Annotated in this window: 15 protein-coding genes; 7 read left to right on the plus strand and 8 right to left on the minus strand. The window is 53.7% G+C overall.

What is annotated here, in order from left to right; genetic code table 11:
• Positions 1-141: 141 nt before the first annotated feature.
• A complete protein-coding gene (locus tag HMPREF1144_RS28370; RefSeq protein ID WP_042928702.1) occupies positions 142-1605 on the plus strand; it encodes a mannitol dehydrogenase family protein in 1464 nt (487 codons plus the stop codon).
• Between the two features lie 277 nt (positions 1606-1882).
• Positions 1883-2314, plus strand: coding sequence for a universal stress protein (locus HMPREF1144_RS28375; RefSeq protein WP_004851249.1), 432 nt, complete (start codon positions 1883-1885; stop codon positions 2312-2314).
• A 51-nt stretch (positions 2315-2365) separates the two neighbouring features.
• On the opposite strand, the gene HMPREF1144_RS28380 is transcribed toward HMPREF1144_RS28375, so the two are convergent.
• On the minus strand, positions 2366-3052 hold the full coding sequence (locus tag HMPREF1144_RS28380) for a GntR family transcriptional regulator (RefSeq protein WP_004851246.1): 687 nt from the start codon (positions 3050-3052) through the stop codon (positions 2366-2368).
• A 90-nt stretch (positions 3053-3142) separates the two neighbouring features.
• Positions 3143-3892 carry a bifunctional NADP-dependent 3-hydroxy acid dehydrogenase/3-hydroxypropionate dehydrogenase YdfG gene (gene ydfG, locus HMPREF1144_RS28385; RefSeq protein WP_004851244.1) on the minus strand — a complete coding sequence of 250 codons (750 nt, stop codon included), beginning with the start codon at positions 3890-3892 and terminating at the stop codon, positions 3143-3145.
• 171 nt (positions 3893-4063) lie between these two features.
• Between ydfG and dcp the strand changes: the two genes are divergently transcribed.
• Positions 4064-6106: a peptidyl-dipeptidase Dcp gene (gene dcp / locus HMPREF1144_RS28390; protein ID WP_009654704.1), complete on the plus strand. Its 2043-nt coding sequence runs from the start codon at positions 4064-4066 to the stop codon at positions 6104-6106.
• Between the two features lie 1216 nt (positions 6107-7322).
• Here the strand turns inward: dcp and HMPREF1144_RS28395 are convergent.
• The 3 genes from HMPREF1144_RS28395 to HMPREF1144_RS28405 all read right to left on the minus strand — a co-directional run bounded on the left by HMPREF1144_RS28395 (position 7323) and on the right by HMPREF1144_RS28405 (position 9652).
• A complete protein-coding gene (locus HMPREF1144_RS28395; protein ID WP_004851240.1) occupies positions 7323-7583 on the minus strand; it encodes a hypothetical protein in 261 nt (86 codons plus the stop codon).
• Positions 7584-8521: 938 nt separating this feature from the next.
• Positions 8522-8998 carry a cold-shock protein gene (locus HMPREF1144_RS28400; protein ID WP_004851238.1) on the minus strand — a complete coding sequence of 159 codons (477 nt, stop codon included), beginning with the start codon at positions 8996-8998 and terminating at the stop codon, positions 8522-8524.
• Between the two features lie 114 nt (positions 8999-9112).
• A complete protein-coding gene (locus HMPREF1144_RS28405) occupies positions 9113-9652 on the minus strand; it encodes a DUF2058 domain-containing protein (protein ID WP_025105772.1) in 540 nt (179 codons plus the stop codon).
• A 162-nt stretch (positions 9653-9814) separates the two neighbouring features.
• Here HMPREF1144_RS28405 and HMPREF1144_RS28410 point away from each other — a divergent pair, with 162 nt between their 5' ends.
• The gene (locus tag HMPREF1144_RS28410; protein WP_009654705.1) at positions 9815-10126 is read left to right on the plus strand and encodes a hypothetical protein; all 312 of its coding nucleotides are present in this window, start codon (positions 9815-9817) and stop codon (positions 10124-10126) included.
• 61 nt (positions 10127-10187) lie between these two features.
• Here HMPREF1144_RS28410 and HMPREF1144_RS28415 read toward each other — a convergent pair whose 3' ends face one another.
• Positions 10188-10460: a DUF883 family protein gene (locus tag HMPREF1144_RS28415; protein WP_004851233.1), complete on the minus strand. Its 273-nt coding sequence runs from the start codon at positions 10458-10460 to the stop codon at positions 10188-10190.
• Positions 10461-10842: 382 nt separating this feature from the next.
• Between HMPREF1144_RS28415 and HMPREF1144_RS28420 the strand changes: the two genes are divergently transcribed.
• The 3 genes from HMPREF1144_RS28420 (at position 10843) to HMPREF1144_RS28430 (ending at position 12577) form a co-directional block, all read left to right on the plus strand.
• Positions 10843-11097, plus strand: a complete 255-nt coding sequence (locus HMPREF1144_RS28420; RefSeq protein WP_004851231.1) for a hypothetical protein — start codon at positions 10843-10845, stop codon at positions 11095-11097.
• Positions 11098-11125: 28 nt separating this feature from the next.
• Positions 11126-11386 carry a hypothetical protein gene (locus HMPREF1144_RS28425; RefSeq protein ID WP_014229513.1) on the plus strand — a complete coding sequence of 87 codons (261 nt, stop codon included), beginning with the start codon at positions 11126-11128 and terminating at the stop codon, positions 11384-11386.
• A 102-nt stretch (positions 11387-11488) separates the two neighbouring features.
• On the plus strand, positions 11489-12577 hold the full coding sequence (locus tag HMPREF1144_RS28430) for an AAA family ATPase (protein WP_009654696.1): 1089 nt from the start codon (positions 11489-11491) through the stop codon (positions 12575-12577).
• Between the two features lie 62 nt (positions 12578-12639).
• Here HMPREF1144_RS28430 and HMPREF1144_RS28435 read toward each other — a convergent pair whose 3' ends face one another.
• Together HMPREF1144_RS28435 and HMPREF1144_RS28440 are read right to left on the minus strand one after the other, a co-directional pair.
• Positions 12640-13890 (minus strand): MFS transporter, encoded by a 1251-nt coding sequence (locus tag HMPREF1144_RS28435; RefSeq protein ID WP_004851226.1) that lies wholly within the window; start codon positions 13888-13890, stop codon positions 12640-12642.
• Between the two features lie 55 nt (positions 13891-13945).
• Positions 13946-17053, minus strand: coding sequence for a beta-galactosidase (locus tag HMPREF1144_RS28440; protein WP_009654781.1), 3108 nt, complete (start codon positions 17051-17053; stop codon positions 13946-13948).
• Between the last annotated feature and the right edge of the window lie 46 nt (positions 17054-17099).

Genomic DNA, 17099 nt, shown 5'->3' on the forward strand with positions numbered 1-17099 from the left:
ATCGAAAGTATAACTCGCCGTCTTCTTGTATGGTAGTTGATGGAAGTCAAAGATATTATACCAATTGCATGAGATGGTTTATTTCACCAGCCGGTTCCCACTTACCGTGGGGATCCAGAAATCATAAATATGAGAGCCACCATGGAACATATGCTATTAACCGCGAACGCCACGCTGCCAGCTTACGATCGCAACCGTCTTATTCCACGTATCGTTCATTTGGGCTTTGGCGCATTTCATCGCGCTCACCAGGCGGTATATGCCGATATTCTGGCGACAGAACACGGCAGCGACTGGGGCTATACCGAAGTGAACCTGATCGGTGGCGAGCAGCAAATCGCCGATCTGCAACAGCAGGATTTACTTTACACCGTCGCCGAAATGTCGGCGGATGCCTGGACCGCCCGCATTGTTGGCGTGGTTAAAGAGGCGATGCATGCCCAGGTCGATGGTCTGGAAAGCGTGCTGGCAAAAATGTGCGAGCCTCAGGTCGCTATTGTATCATTGACCATTACCGAAAAAGGCTACTGCCACTCGCCGGCCAGCGGTGAACTGCAGTTAGACCACCCGTTGATTGTTGCCGATTTGCAAAACCCTCATCAACCGAAATCCGCGCCGGGAGTGGTGGTAGAAGCGCTGGCACGCCGCAAGGCGGCAGGTCTGCCGGCCTTCAGCGTGATGTCCTGCGACAATATGCCGGAAAACGGTCACGTCATGCGTAATGTCGTCTGCGCCTATGCCCGCGCCGTTGATGCCGAATTAGCCGAGTGGATTGCGCGCAGTGTCACTTTCCCTTCTACCATGGTAGACCGCATCGTACCGGCGGTGAATGCCGAAACGCTGGAGAAAATTGAACAGCTCACCGGCGTTCGCGACCCGGCCGGCGTCGCCTGCGAACCGTTTCGCCAGTGGGTCATTGAAGACAACTTTGTCGCCGGTCGTCCGCAGTGGGAAAAAGCCGGCGCTGAGCTGGTGTCGGACGTGCTGCCCTTTGAAGAGATGAAGCTGCGCATGCTGAATGGCAGCCACTCGTTTCTTGCCTGGCTGGGCTATCTGGCGGGATACCAGCATATTAATGACTGTATGCAGGACGAAAACTACCGTCGCGCCGCGCGTGCGCTGATGCTGGAGGAGCAGGCGCCGACGCTGAACGTGCAGGGTGTGGATCTGGCACGCTATGCCGGTCTGCTGATCGAACGCTATAGCAACCCGGCGCTGAAGCACCGCACCTGGCAGATAGCGATGGACGGCAGTCAGAAACTGCCGCAGAGGATGCTGGATTCGATTCGCTGGCATCTGGCGCATGGCGGCGACTTTACGCTGTTGGCAATGGGCGTCGCGGCCTGGATGCGCTATGTCAGCGGTGTGGATGACCAGGGGCAGGCGATTGAAATCTCAGATCCTTTACTGCCGGTGATTGCGCAAACCGTACAGAATAGCGCAGACGGCGAAGAACGCGTGCGCGCGCTGCTGGGTATTGAGGCTATTTTCGGTGCCAGTCTGCCCCAGGAGAGCCGTTTCGTCAACGCGGTGGTGCGCGCTTATTTATCCCTTCAGCAGCACGGCGCAAAAGCGACCGTAGCGGCCTGGGCTCAGGCAAACTAATTTCTTTCGCCCGCGTGCCGCCGGTCCCGGCGGCATTGCCCTCACGCTTAATCCCTGAACGCTTTTCCCACCAGAGATATATTTCCCGTCAGGGGTAATCTTTGATCCAGATCGTTGTATATACAAAACTTTATCTAACAACAGCTAAGTATAAATAACTGGTGTTTATTTTAATGAATTAAATATTTATCTGGATGATTATTCATTCTCCTGGTGAAGTAAATATGGCATGATGAGTTAACTTACTAAGTTTCCTCAGAAAAAAGGAGAACGGACTATGTACAAAAAAATTTTGCTACCCGTAGACGTTTTTGAAATGGATTTAAGTGACAAAGCGGTTCGCCATGCTGAGTTTTTAGCATCAGCGGATGAAGGGGAGATTACGCTGCTCAACGTTCTGCCGAACAGCAGCAGCTCAATTTTACGCGGTTTTGCGGCCGATATACGAAAGTTTGAAGCCTATATGCGTGAGGAGTCTGAGAAAAAGATGAAGACGATATCCCGTCTGTTCTCCATTCCCGCCGGGCGGATTCATTCCAGAGTGGTCTTTGGCAACGTGCGCGATGAAATTCTGGCGGTGAGCGGCAATGAGGATTTTGACGTTATCGTTATTGGTTCCCGCAAGCCGGGTATATCCACTCATCTTCTTGGTTCAAACGCTGAGTCGATTTTACGTCACGCTAAAATACCAGTTCTGGTTGTCAGATAAGACTCATCATCAATCTCTCGCGGCAGAAAACCTGTTCTGCCGCAACTCGTTTTATTCCTCACTGAACCAGTCGCTATTTTCCTGACGTACAAGCAGCACGGACTCGCTAATTTCTTGCAGATGCAGGCGCATGGCTTTTTCAACCGCATCCGGATTGCGGGCGACCAGCGGCTGGAAAATATCATAGTGCTGACGCAGCATCATATCGGGAGGGGTCACATGATCGAGGCTCATATAGCGCACCCGGTCAATGGTGGCTTTAATATTCTCAACGGTATCCCAGGCTAGCTGGCAGTCGGCGATTTGCGAGAGCTTTTGGTGAAATTCGTCATCCAGCTGGAAAAAATCCGTTAACTGCTGCCGCTCCACCGCCGTACGCTGCTGATTGAGATTTTGCTCAAGCTGGTAGAGCTGTTCATCATTCACCATTCCGGCGGCGCGTCGCACCACGGCGCATTCGATGGCCTGGCGGACAAAACAGCCGTTACGCACCTGCGAGAGCGAGATTTTATTCACATAGCTGCCGCGCTGCGGACGGATCTGAATTAAGCCATTTTCAGCCAGTTTGATAAAAGCTTCCCGTACCGGTTGCCGGGAAACGTCAAAGCGCACGGAGACTTCTTTTTCCGAAAGCGGGGTGCCTGGCGGGATCAGACAATGGACGATATCCCGACGCAGGATACGATAAATTTGCTGATTAACGGGCTGTGTCGGATTCAGTTGTGCTTCTGCGGCCATGGATGATTACTTTTATATGAGGTATTTGCGCTATTTTACGCGTTTTTTGTCTTCCAGCCCAGACCCGGCCCGCGGGCCGGGTCACAGAGCTTAGCCCTGGCGGTGCACGTTCAGTCCGGCAAAACTTTGGCTCACCGGCATGATTTCCAGGGTATTAATGTTGACGTGTTTTGGCAGGGTTGCGACCCACCAGACCGCTTCGGTGACGTCTTCCGGAGTCAGGGCCTGAGTATTTTCGTAGGCTTTCTCGGCTTTAGCGTCATCACCTTTAAAGCGCACGTTAGAGAACTCGGTGCCGCCGACCAGGCCGGGCTCAATATCGGTCACGCGAAGGGCGGTACCGTGAAGGTCGGTACGCAGATTGAGGCTGAACTGACGCACAAACGCTTTGGTCGCGCCGTAGACGTTACCGCCAGCATAAGGCCAGGCGCCGGCGACCGAACCGATATTGATAACGTGGCCGCGATTACGCTCAACCATTCCTGGCAGAACGGCACGGGTCATATACACCAGCCCTTTGTTATTGGTGTCAATCATGTCTTCCCAGTCTTCAATGTTGGCTTTATGCGCGGGCTCCAGACCCAGCGCCAGCCCGGCATTATTGACGAGAACATCAATCGCCTGCCAGTCTGCCGGCAGTCCGGCAATCAGCTCTTCAATGGCTGCACGGTTGCGCACGTCCAGCTGGGCGGTATAAAGGTTCTCGCCCAGCTCATCTTTAAGCGTTTTCAGGCGTTCTTCGCGACGCCCGGTGGCAATCACTTTGTGACCGTTAGCGATAAAACGGCGAGTTATGCTTTCACCAAAACCCGCTGTTGCTCCGGTAACCAGGATAATCATCTTACTGTTCCTCAAAGATTTTTGTGTCTTCATACCATAGCACGCGATCCCGGCGACGGGTAATGGAAATCACCAGACCTCCCTGCCGAACGCGGCGGTGAACAGAGTAATCATTGCGGTCAATCAATGAGTTGCCTAATCTTACAGAATAATCGTGTCCAGGAGATGAAGATGTCGGAGAACAATCCTTTTTTTTGCGTCAGTCTGCTGCCTTATCAGGCGCCGCATTTCGATTTGATTGACGTGAGTCATTACCGTCCGGCCTTCGACGAGGGCGTTCGTCGCCAGCGCGCAGAGATTGCCGCTATCGTGAATAACCTGCAGCCGGCTGATTTTGCCAACACGCTGGAAGCCCTGGAACAGAGCGGCCAGCTGCTGGCTCGGGTAACCAACGTTTTTTTCGCGATGGCGGGCGCGGAGACCAATCCGGCCATTCAGGCGCTTGATGAGCAGTTTTCCTCTGAGATGGCGGAACTGGCGAATGATATCTGGCTCAACGATGCCCTTTTTCAGCGCGTGAAGCAGGTGTGGGAGCGGCGAGAGTCGCTCTCCCTTGACGCCGAATCCCGACGTCTGCTGGAGGTGACCTGGCAACGCTTTACCCTTGCAGGAGCCACGCTTGCGGACGATCACAAAGCGGCGCTTCGCGCGTTGAATACCGAAACGGCAGCGCTGCAAAGCCAGTTTCAGCAGCGCCTGCTGGCGGCGGTAAAATCTGGTGGTCTGGTGGTGGATTACGCTCATCAGCTCGCAGGGCTTAGCGACGATGAGATAAGCGCAGCGGCAGAAGCCGCGCAGGAGAAGGGGTTAGGTGGTCGCTGGCTGCTGCCTTTACTCAATACGACCCAGCAGCCCGCGCTGCTTTCGCTGAAGGACAGGCAGACGCGAGAGAATTTGTTTGCAGCAGGCTGGACGCGAAATCAGAAGGGCGATGCGAATGACACTCGCGAGCTGGTGCTGCGGCTAGCGGCACTCCGCGCGCGCAAAGCGCAGCTGCTGGGCGCTGATGACTTCGCCAGCTGGTCAATGGCCGATCAGATGGCGGGCGATCCGGCAGAAGCGTTTGCCTTTATGCGGCGAATCGCCCCGGCAGCGAAGGCGCGGGCAGAGCAGGAACTGGCGGATATTCAGCAAGTTATTGATAATGAAGGCGGTGATTTCCGCGCGGCCGCGTGGGACTGGCTCTATTACGCCGAGCAGGTGCGCAGGGCGAAATTTGCCATCGATGAAGCGCAGCTCAAGCCCTATTTTGCCCTCGACCGCGTCCTGCGCGACGGCGTGTTCTGGACGGCAACACAGCTGTTCGGGATTCGCTTTGTCGAGCGATTCGATATTCCGGTTTATCATCCGGACGTGCAGGTATGGGAAATTATCGACGCTAACGGAGAGGGGATTGCGCTGTTCTACGGCGACTACTTCTCGCGGGACAGCAAAAGCGGCGGGGCGTGGATGGGCGTATTTATTGAACAATCCACCCTGCGTGCGCAGCATCCGGTGATTTATAACGTTTGTAACTACCAGAAACCCAAAGCCGGACATAGCGCGCTGCTTTCCTGGGATGAGGTCATCACCTTATTTCACGAATTTGGGCATACCCTGCACGGCCTGTTTGCCAACCAGAAGTATGCCAGCCTGTCGGGAACCAATACGCCGCGCGATTTTGTTGAGTTTCCTTCACAGATTTATGAACACTGGGCCAGCGAGCCGCAGGTATTTGCCCACTATGCGCGGCATCATCAAACCGGGGAAATCATGCCGGCCGCGCTGCGCGACAGCATGTTTCGCGCGGCGAAGTTTAATAAAGGCTACGACATGAGCGAACTGCTCGCTGCGGCGCTGCTGGATATGCACTGGCATAGTGTGAGGGAGGATCAATTCCCGAACGATGTCGATGCGTTTGAAGCCGCGTCCCTGCGTGCGGAGAATATGGATCTGGCCGCCGTGCCGCCACGCTATCGTAGCAGCTACTTTTCGCATATCTTCGGCGGCGGCTACGCCGCGGGTTATTACGCCTATCTGTGGACGCAGATGCTGGCGGATGACGGCTACCAGTGGTTTGTTGAGCAGGGTGGTTTAACCCGTGAAAACGGCCAGCGCTTCCGCGAAGCGATTTTGTCTCGCGGCAATAGCACTGATTTAGCTGAACTTTATCGCCAGTGGCGCGGACACGATCCGCAGATTGAGCCGATGCTGGAAAACCGCGGGCTGAGCTAATCGAGCGTTTTGACAAGTAGAAGAAGACCGGGCCCAGCGCCCGGTTTTTTGTTTTTTTTCTTCCTCAAAATCCCTGCAAAATGTCTCTGCCAAATTTAGTGCTCTCCGGATCGTTTGTCGCTTTTAGGTAATCCCGTGCATCGACGCGCTGGCCACTTTTGCTTAAAAACATGAACTCCGGCATGAGGTTTTTTTGGCGAAAAATAATATTAATCTTTCATTGAACGGATTGAGTATGGCTAATATATTGCTTCTGGTATTAGCGGTTTTATATTGCTGGTTTCACTGATTTCTGGATTTTCGGATTTTAAAGACAGAAAAAGTTGAGTTTTAAAAGCAAGTGCATGAAATTATAATTAAAATGGAGAGATGTTTTTCTTATAACGATGAAAAAGGATCTGATAAGTTCCTGATTGTTGTCTAACTGGGGTTTTTCATTATTCGCAATTTCTTGGGTAAGTTCCTTTATGGACTTTTCTAAATAAATATTTTTGGTGGTGATGGCGATTTTAGTATGATGTTCTTCTTTTAAAAAGAAAGTGGAAGGGATTTCGAACGACGTATGATGTTTTATTTAAGTAACGCCCAATGAGATTGGGGTATTTCTTGTTTAATATAATGGCAATAGCGTTAAAGAAAAATTTTTTATAACTTTTTAATGAGAATCTGCAGCCAAATCAGCGGCTTGTGAAAGTGATTTGTTTATTTTTCAGCGATTTTCAATCGCACTAACTGCCAGGGTTTGTTATGCCAGTGGTAATTTGTATTCATGGATCTTATTAATTAATGGCAATCATTCAGAAAATCATATGATTATAGCATCGAAAGCTAATCTTTAGCGACGTCCATTGAATCATAGGGCGAGACGCTATTCCTCATTTAACGGCATGCATGCCGTTGATTTGATACTTCAACCGCGTAGCTATCCGGGACGCGTTGAGCTGGGCGGTTTAACCCGCGGATAGGGCCAGCGTTTCCGCGAGGCCATTTTGTCTCGCGGCACGGATTTTGATTTAACTGCGCTTTGTCGCCACTGGCGCGAGCGCGCTGTTGAGAATGAACTGATGCGGGAAAACCGCGGACTGGGTTAGTCCGGCGTTTGTCACGTGAAGAGGGCCGAGCGCCAGGCCCGTTTTTTGTCCGTTTTTCCTTCCCAAACTGAAGCCTTACATTCATCAAGATGGGGACGTGATACTGCAGAGGTGCCAGGGCATGGTTAAAATGCATTCGCATTCGATTTGACCTTAGCGATAAACTCTTCTGTAAGCGACAAGCCTTCGATGATTTCCTTATCGACTACGGTAATTCCGTATTGGACAATTAACTCCAGCAGTCCGTCATAGGTCTGTATGAGCTCCAGAAGGCTGTAGATTGTTTTGCGATCGGAAACGGAGGGCATCTCAGAGTTTGCTAAAGATTGATTAACAATCCACTCAAGATTGGCTTTGATTTTTTCTATATCAAGGTAACTATACATATTTCATAGGCTTAAATCCTCACTTCAAGATTTTTTTGAGAAAACGCATTTCTGACTTCACAGGAAAAAGCTATTGAATAACATCCAAAAACTCTGTTACTGAGAGATGTCGATGATCAAGCCGGATGGGGGCTAGCTGCAGAAGCGGTTATGTCCAAAAGCGCTGCTACTGGCGTATCCCCTAAAGAAGGGCGCGATGTGCGTAGACTTCATTATGCAACGGATCGCCGATATATCAAGAAATCAGCGGATAAAATGTGAATAAGTAAATTTTGCTGCGGATAAGGCTGCTCACCTGCAAACCGTATGCAAGAGCTGCAGGTGAGCAATGTGCTATGGAGGCAGTACCATAGCGGCAAAATTTTAGCCTCGCGCTGCGGGCAAAACCAACAAACCGTTTACCGCCGGGAACATTTTAGGACTTACCTTACTCATCACCGTGCGCAAGGCAAATGAAAATAGGGTATCAACAAGGCTCAATATAATGTCTGCCTGCGGCCTCGCCCCTTCGAGGCCAGCGTAAGCGCTGTTCAAGGCACGAGTGCCTTGTCCTGTAACTTGAATTATTTAGGGTAATAATAACCTTTTTTAACAGCTAATGCGGATTAGCGTATTTTGCGTCATGTTTTTACGGGCATAACGCGCGCGCGACTGGAATAAACCGAGAGGCAGGCGGATATTGGCTGAGGGAGGAGAAAAATTATCTGGTTAATAAAAGGACGCAGAGCCCGGCGTCCCATTGCGGATAAAGAACAGAACGGCGGGAATTACCTGACGGCGCTTCGCTTGCACGAGTCCGAAGAAACTGCGCGGCAGATTGTGACTCTGATATTGGCAGGCCGGGTAAGGCGTCAACCGCCACCCGGTGAAGATGTTTAAACAGATTTGTCATCACTCCCAAACCGGGCGCAGAGCCCGGTTTGTTGAGCCGTACGCTTTCACACCTTAAGCAGTTTTACCGTGGCTTCAATATCTATCTCATCTTCTGAGAAGATGAGGGTGGTTCCCTGGAAGGTGGTAATGGCCAGCTTTTTCACCGAGCGCATTTCGCCAGGCTTAGCGGTGGATTTTGGCCTGATGTTTCCCATCAACAGGCCTACGGAAAGGACCGCATTCTCTTTGTCGATGCGGGCATCGGCGGGCTCTTCCTCGCTGTATACCAGGAAAGATTTGATCGATGTAAGCTTAATCCGCTCGCCTGCAATATAGATATATTTGCTTTCCGGCAGGACTTTTACCGCATAGGCTGACAAACCCTTGTTATTGGTGGTGGGTTCGAAAGTGACTGCTGCATCTTTTTTAATGAGTTCCGGGTTGGCAACCTTAATCACATGAAAATAGCGATTATCGCCGTTTTCATCTTTGATAAATCCAAAACCTTTATCTTTAAACCACGTTGTGATCGTTCCGTTCATCGCCGTTACCGCCTGGTTAATCGTTTATCTACTCAATTTTTGCTGCGCGGAGTGTAAAGCGCAACGCCTGCGCAGACCAGGCCTGAATCTCCGGTCTGCGCAGGCCCGTATTGCTTACCACATCAAATCATCGGGAACTTTAAAATCAGCATACGGATCGTCTTCGTCCTGCTCTTCCGCACTTAGCGCGCTGTTTAAGACAATGCTGCTGGCGTCGCGCTGGGCGATTTTATCGGCGACGCTCGCCGGGATAATCGCGTATTTGCTTTCGCCGTCGTTATCGCCGGCCAGACGGGCAATGGCGAGACGGCCGCTAATCAGCTGTGCCTGGGTGAGTTTATCCACGGCGATTTTTTTAATGAAGTTGTTATCCGTGAAGTTAAAATCAATATTGCCTTTTGAAATATCGATTTTATTCATTTCAATGAGCTGCTTAACCTGCGCTTTATACTCTTTCGAGAGCGCCGCCTGCTTTTGCTGCTCGCTAAGCTGCTTATCTCGCTCAAGCTGCGCTTTTTTATTCTCTTCCACTGCTTCTCTGGCTTCACGAGCCTGAACGCGGGACTTTTTCGCCGTTCTCTGAACTTTGGCCATTTTTTTGCTGGTTACCAACCCGGCTTTAAGCATTTGTTCCTGTAAGGTGAGTTTTGTCATCTTCGTGTCTGAATCCGCTGAATAATGAGTGAGATTATACCTGCAAATGTCCGGGATGTACCAGGCGGTATGATTCGCATAAAGTAATTGCATAAAAAGTCACTCTTATCGGAATTTATTTGCTATAAATGCATCTTTGTTGATTTTTTATGGAGTGTGGAGATGATTGTCAGAACCTGGCATGGTTGTGTTCCCGTTGAGTTTGGCGATGCGTTTGCGGTTCATCTGCAGTCGACAGGCGTACAGCATTCCCAGGGCATCAGCGGCAACGCGGGGGCGTTTGTCAGACGGGAAACGCAGGGGGAGTGGGAACACTTCTTCCTGGCAACGTACTGGCACAATCTGGATGCGGTCATCGCCTTTGCCGGTGAAGACTATCATGTGGCGGTGACCTACGCGGATGATGAGCGGTTTCAGCTGCTTTCCGACCCGTATGTTTTTCAGTTTGAGGTTGCTGACGTTGTGGCGATTTGAGTTGGCTTGCGCATCGGCGTGCTTGAGAGACAAAAATTAAGGCCCAAAGGGCCTTATAGGGTTATTTCCTTCCCGCCAGCAAACCAATCACCAGCCCGATGGCGCCGGCCGCCAGTAGCCCGGTTAGGGGATTTTCCCTGACGCGTTCCGAGACCTCTGAAACGGCATCCGACGCCTGAGCGGCGTACTTACGGGCCGCGCCTTTTAGCTGATGTTTAGGCGAATCAACCGCATCACCAAATTGCTGCTGGGCTTCCCCGGCGAATTCATTGACTTTGTTGCTCACTTTGTCCGCCAGATTCTGCGCGTCGTTTTCATACTCTTGTGATGACATGGGAGTCTCCTTTGGTTTGACTTATTTAAGTCTAGTGGCTAACAAGCGAAGTACAAATGCTCAGCCGTCGGTGAGCCTCACTCCAGGAATTTTCCACAACGTCCGGGATATAAACCAGGTCGCTGTTTCTGCCACAAAAGCGCTACACTCTGGCGAAAAGAAACGTCGCCAGAATGGGTGGGATTGCCGTCATTTCAATTGATTAAGGTAATTCCTGGAGATAAGATCCGTCGGGCACGGGGGCAGGAAAGGCAGCAATTCATAAATAAGAACTATTGATGTTCACAATTCCTCTTTTTTCCTTCATCATTTGTCAGCTTTTACTCCTAATAATCAGCGCTTAGCTCAGCATAAGAAAGAAATTTTTTTACTCAAGGCCGGTATGAACTATAAGAAAGTACTGAAGAACACGTTGCTGCTTGCTCCCTTGGCGATCCTTAATCTGCAAACCCCTGTCTGGGGCGCAGAGGCCACGAAAACGGCGACCTGCCAGAAGGCGTCGCCTGCGGTGGACAAAGAAGGTGTGCCGTTGCCGCCCGTTGTTGGAAAAGAGGGCGCTCGGTCGGTCTCCGCTAAAGACAAGTCCGGCCACGGCGGTGCAACGGCCAACTGTCAGCCTGCGGCCATCGCAAATTAATCATTGACCTCAACCCGGGAGGGACATGGTGCATCCGTTAATTAAGGTGATGCTGGTTGGAGGGAAGGGCGACGGCCTGATGGTTAGCGTCGCCGATAACGCGACGGAGATTTCCGTGACGCCCGCGCAGTACGGCGCGAAATCCGGCCAGCCGCTGAGCTACAGAATCGTATCGCAAACTATCGACGATGAACGCTATTTTTTCGGCGTTTTCAACGAGAGCCATGAGGATACGGACAAACTCAAAAGAGTCGCGCTGACCCGCGGCATGAAAAAACTCTTCAGCTAAGCCGGAGCCGGGCGGCAAGCTGTCGTCCGGTCCGCGCCTGTTTTGTTTTCCTTTCGCCTCCGATACAGTAGCGCCTAACGCTTTTATCAGTTTCGGGAATCTATGATTAACCATATCCGGATAAAAAATTTCAGATCGGTCAGGGATATTGAGCTGGAACTCGGGGCGCTGAATATCGTCTTTGGCCCCAACGGCTGCGGTAAGTCCAATATCTATAAAGCCATCCACCTGTTAACCGCCTGCGCCGACGGGAAGTTTTCTGGCTATATCAGCGATGAGGGCGGGCTGGAAAACATTATGTGGTCCGGGCCAGGCGCGCCGACCGACCGCTTTCCGCGGCGGCTGCAGATTGGCTGTGTGACCGACGAGTTTGACTACCAGCTGCTGGTGGGTTTTCCGGAAAAGCTGCCTTACCCTACCCAGTTTCAGCTGGATCCGATCGTTAAAGAAGAGTCGATCTGGCTGGCGGGATTTTCCCGACGTCCTTCATCGCGCGTGCTGGAGCGTAAAAACCAGGCGGCGTTCCTGGTGGATGTGAATGGCGAAAAGAGTACCTTTACCGACGCCATTTACGAGAATGAATCGATTTTTGGCCAACTGGGCGAGCCGCACCGTTTTCCGGAGGTTTCGCGGGTCAGGGAAACCATGCGCCACTGGCGCTTTTATCACGAATTTAATATTGGCAGACTCTCACCGCTGCGACACCCGACAGTCGGCTATCGCTCGCCGGTGCTCGACAGCGATGGACACAACCTCGCCGCCGCCTTTCAGACGATCGTGGAAATCGGCGCGGAAGAGCTGCTGCACGAAATCCTCGGCGAAGCCTTTCCGGAGTGTACCTTCTACTGTGAAAACGAAAACTCGCGTTTCTCGGTAAAGATGCGCCGCAACGGCGTCTGGCGGCCTTTACTGGCGGCGGAGATGTCCGACGGCACCCTGCGCTTCCTGTGCCTGGCGGTGGCGTTGTTGAGCCCGCGTCCTCCGGCGTTTCTGGCCATTAACGAGCCGGAAAACAGCCTGCATCGCCAGATGTTTCCCGCGCTGGCCCGGCTCATTGTTGAAGCTTCGCGCTATAGCCAAATCTGGTTAACCAGCCACTCCGCCGAGCTGGCTGAGCTGATTTCATCGATGGCGCAAGCACGACTTTACGGCCTGGAAAATCGCGACGGGGAAACGCGGATCGCCGACTAGCGGCACGGGCCTAATCCGGCCCGGAAACGAATCGCCGCCGGAGGCTTTCCGGCGGCCTGGTTTTATGCCGTGGCCGGCAGCAGCGTTTTGCTGCCTTTCAGGGTAAACAGCGAAATAACGGTAAAGCTCAGGGTAATACAGCCCAGGATCAGATAAGCCTGATGGAAGCCGACGGTATCATACATCCGTCCCACCCACGCTGAGAGCACCACGCCTGAAAGCTGTTTCGATAAATTAAAGCCGATCAGGAACAGCGTCGCCGAGAGTTTGGGGTTAAATGCCGAGGAGATATATTTAAAGGTGCCGACCAGCAGGAACGGGATCTCAAACATATGCAGCATTTTCAATATAATCACTTCCACCGCCGAGGTCGCGAAAGACGAGCCTAAAATGCGGACTGACATAATCAACCCGGCAATTAACAGGGCATTCTTGGCGCCAATTCGGTTAATAATCGCCGGCGCGCAGAACATGATCAGCGCATTGAGTAATTCCCCACCGGTGGTCACGAAGCCAAAGACTTCGGTGCCGCGCTGTGGGCTGGCGAAGAAGCCTTTAAAAAAGTTGGCAAACTGCTGGTCGAAAACGTCATAGACGCTGGCGACGCCAACGACATAAATAATAAAGCCCCAGAAGCGCGGCATCCGCAAAAGCTCTGCGGCGGTACGCATTGAGAAGGCCTGACGGTTGGCGCCCAGGGCGTCGATAACCTCGGCGCTATTGCTGCTCTCCGGTTTTGAAACCCACAGCAGCACGCCGAGGATCAGCGCGAAGCCGGAGGCGATCCAGAAGGTAATATTGGGGTCGATACTAAACAGAATGCCGGTGATCGAAGCGCACAGCGCCCAGCCGATGCAGCCGGAGACGCGCACTTTACCATATTCAAAACGGTTGGCGCGGCTGACGCGTTCAATATAGGCTTCTACCGCCCCGGAGCCGCTGGAGAAGACGATCCCCAGATAGATCCCGCCCACCAGCGCGCCCGCGATGATATTCATCTGCAGCAGCGGCGAGAAAACAAAAATAAAGAAAGGGGCAAACAGAATTAATAAAATTGTAATCGTCCACAGCAGATGTTTGCGCAAGCCGAGCTTATCGGAAATCAGGCCAAACACCGGCTGGAAAATTATCGCGAATAGCGAAATGGAGGAGAAGACGATCCCCGTTTCGGTTTTGGTTAAATGGTTAACTTCCGCCAGCCACACCGGGAAAAAGGGGAAATAGGCTGACATAATGAAATAGTAGAAGAAAAAGAACAGCATGAAATATATAAAATTATGCCGTTCTCGTGGCGCGAGTTCAGAGAGTTTCATTGTGAATATTCCATATTATTATGCCTGTAAGGTTGGGGGCTGGCGCCCCCGATTATTATTGGAAATGAATCGTTAACTGATATTGCCATTGTGTCTCAAGCAGCAGCCATTCCTGTAGTACGCTGGGTGTCCAGGAGTCATCGCCGCCGATGCCCATGTGTTGAGCATCGAGCGCGATCCAGACGCCGTTTTCCGGCTTCATCCTGTGCCAGTGATCGGTCTCCATTAACTGCGCGGTGCTGTAGGGCTGTACGGAGAAGTGGAAATCGCCCGCGACGTGCCAGCGCCCCCAGTCCAGCGCTTTGTTATCACAGCGCAGGCCGTTTTCCGTCGGGAAAATGTACGGTGTGGTCATCTCTTCCAGCGGCAGCTGCCAGCGGGAGAAACAGGCGCTGGTGCGGCGGTCCGGATAGTTTTCATGCGGGCCGTAGCCGAGCCAGGAAACCGGTTGATGCTGGTCCGGAACCTGGAAATTCAGCCCGATGCGCGGCAGCGGCGGCAGGGTGCCGGCGCGTTCGCCATCGACCGCCAGATGCAGCTTGCCTTCGCCATCAAACGTCATCCGCCAGTGGCTGACAATCACCACTTCGTCGCCGCGCAGATAGTGCCAGCGGCTATCGATAACCACTTCATGGGCCAGGCGCTGGGCGTCGCACTGTACGCAGCGGGCGCTGAGGCCGTAGAGCCCGGCGCTCTTCCAGCGTTCAACCCAGGCGTTGGGGTCGATGCGCTCCACTTCGCTGACGCCGATATCGTTATCCAGCGGCGCGCGCACAAACTGGTCGCGCAGCGGCGTCAGCAGCTGTTCCACACCCTCGACCTGCCAGTGGGTCAGCAGGCCGCTCTCCCGGTCGATAGTCCATTGCTGCGAGCCGCTGCGTACGGTCCAGGCCGCGTCGCTGCTCTCCAGCACTGGCGCCGTGCCGACGGGGGAAGGCCGGCGCAGCGCCAGCGGGGCGGCGAGCGGGAACTGCTGCCAGGCGACGCGATGCCCGGCGTCGGACCAGGCGGTGGCCTTTGGCTGGACAACCTCCAGCGTCAGCCACACCGCTTCGGCGCCCACGGGCAGCGCCAGCGCATCGCACAGCGTCAGCTCGCTCTGGCCTTCAGGGCTCAGCTCAAGCTTCACTTGACCCTCGGCAAAGGTTTCTCCGCCGGCCTGGACCTGCCAGCGCAGCGCTTCGTTATCGGTGGCGCGGAATAGATATTCGCTGCTGACGCCGATCCGCAGCGGGGATTGCGCAAGCAGGGTAAACTGGAAGTACTGCTGCGCGTGTTTCGCCTCAATTAATGAAGGGTGCGGGCGACGGTCGGGGAAGACCAGGCCGTTCATACAGAACTGGCGATCGTTCGGCGTATCGCCAAAATCACCGCCGTAGGCCCAGCCGACGCTGCCATCGTCGAAGGTTTTGCTGATGGCCTGATCCGCCCAGTCCCAGATAAATCCGCCCTGCAGGCGCGGATAGTCGCGGAAGGCCTGCCAGTAATCGGCAAAGTTGCCGAGGCTGTTGCCCATCGCGTGGGCGTATTCGCAGAGGATCAGCGGTCGCTGCTCGCCCGGCAGACTGATCCACTTTTTGATCCCCCATTTTGGCACCGTTGGAATCAGCTGGTCGCGCTCAACGCGAGCGTACATCGGGCAGATAATATCGGTGGTGGTGCTGTCGGCGCCGCCGCCTTCGTACTGCACCGGGCGGGAAGGGTCGTTGCGCTTCAGCCAGTGATACATCGCTTCATGGTTGCCGCCGCCGCCGGATTCATTTCCCAGCGACCAGATAATAATCGACGGGTGGTTGCGGTTGCTTTGCAGCATTCGGCTGACGCGGGCGCTGAAGGCCGGCAGCCAGGCCGGATCGTCGGAAAGACGATTCATCGGCACCATGCCGTGGGTTTCAATATTGGCTTCGTCAACGACGTACAGGCCATAGCGATTGCACAGCTCGTACCAGCGCGGAGTGTTTGGATAATGCGAGCAGCGCACGGCGTTAAAGTTGTTCTGCTTCATCAGCAGGATGTCCTGCACCATATCCTCTTCGGTCACCACCTGGCCGCGCAGGTGATGGTGCTCGTGACGGTTGACGCCGCGGATCAGCAGCGGTTTGCCGTTTAACAGCAGCAGGCCATTTTTGATTTCAACCCGGCGAAAGCCGATATCCCAGGCTTCAGCCTCGATCGTTTCATCGCCGCGGCACAGGGACACCACCGCCCGATAGCAGTTTGGCGTTTCCGCGCTCCACAGCGCCGGTTTTTCTACCGGCAGACGAATCGCCGCGCGTTCGGCATAGTTTCCGCGCTCATCGATAATCGGCGAACCCGGCGACTGCTGGTGGCTGGCGACCAGACGATCCTCATCCCACAGCTCAACCTTCACCGTCAGCGCCTCCAGCAGCGCGACCGGCGCGGCAACGCTTAAGTTCACCAGCAGCTCGGCGTCGCGGTAAAGCGCATCGAGCTGCGGCGTGAGCTGAACGTCGCTGAGGTGCAGGGTCGGTTTGTTCAGCAGCCAGACCGAACGGAAAATGCCGCTCATGCGCCACATATCCTGGTCTTCAAGCCAGGTCCCCGCGCTCCAGCGCATCACCATCACGCAGATGCGGTTATCGCCCGGCTGAAGGTAGGGCGAGAGATCGAAGGCCGCGGGCAGGCGACTGTCCTGCGAATAACCGACCCATTCGCCGTTGCACCACAGATGGAAAGCCGAATTAACGCCGTCGAAGATAATCTGCGTCTCGCCGTCGGCTCGCCAGCTCTCATCGACGCTGAACGTCAGCGAGTAGCAGCCGGTTGGATTCTCCTCAGGCACGCGCGGCGGCGTAGTGTCGATCGGGTAGCGGACGTTGGTATAGATCGGGGCGTCGTAGCCTTCCATTTGCCAGTTTGACGGCACCGGCGTACTGCGGCTGTCCGGCAGATCGTCTTTCAGCCAGCGGGCATCCACATCAAACGGGCTGCGGGCAAGGGAAAACTGCCACTGGCCGTCAAGCCGGCGGCGGAACGCCGAGGGCTGGTTTTTCCGCGCCGCGTCGGTATCGCGCCAGCTGGCGAACGTCGGGTGGGCCGGTAAACGGTTGAGATGGGTAATGGTTTGGTTTTGCCAGTCTTCGCGGGCGAGAACCTGATGAAACGTCGCTCCTGCGGCGGAGATTGAGTCGTGTTGTTGCATACGCATACCTGAAGGATAAGTGAGAAAAATGTCATTCGCTAGACAA

The sequence above is a fragment of the Klebsiella sp. OBRC7 genome, assembly GCF_000293135.1.
GTDB lineage: Bacteria > Pseudomonadota > Gammaproteobacteria > Enterobacterales > Enterobacteriaceae > Klebsiella > Klebsiella michiganensis.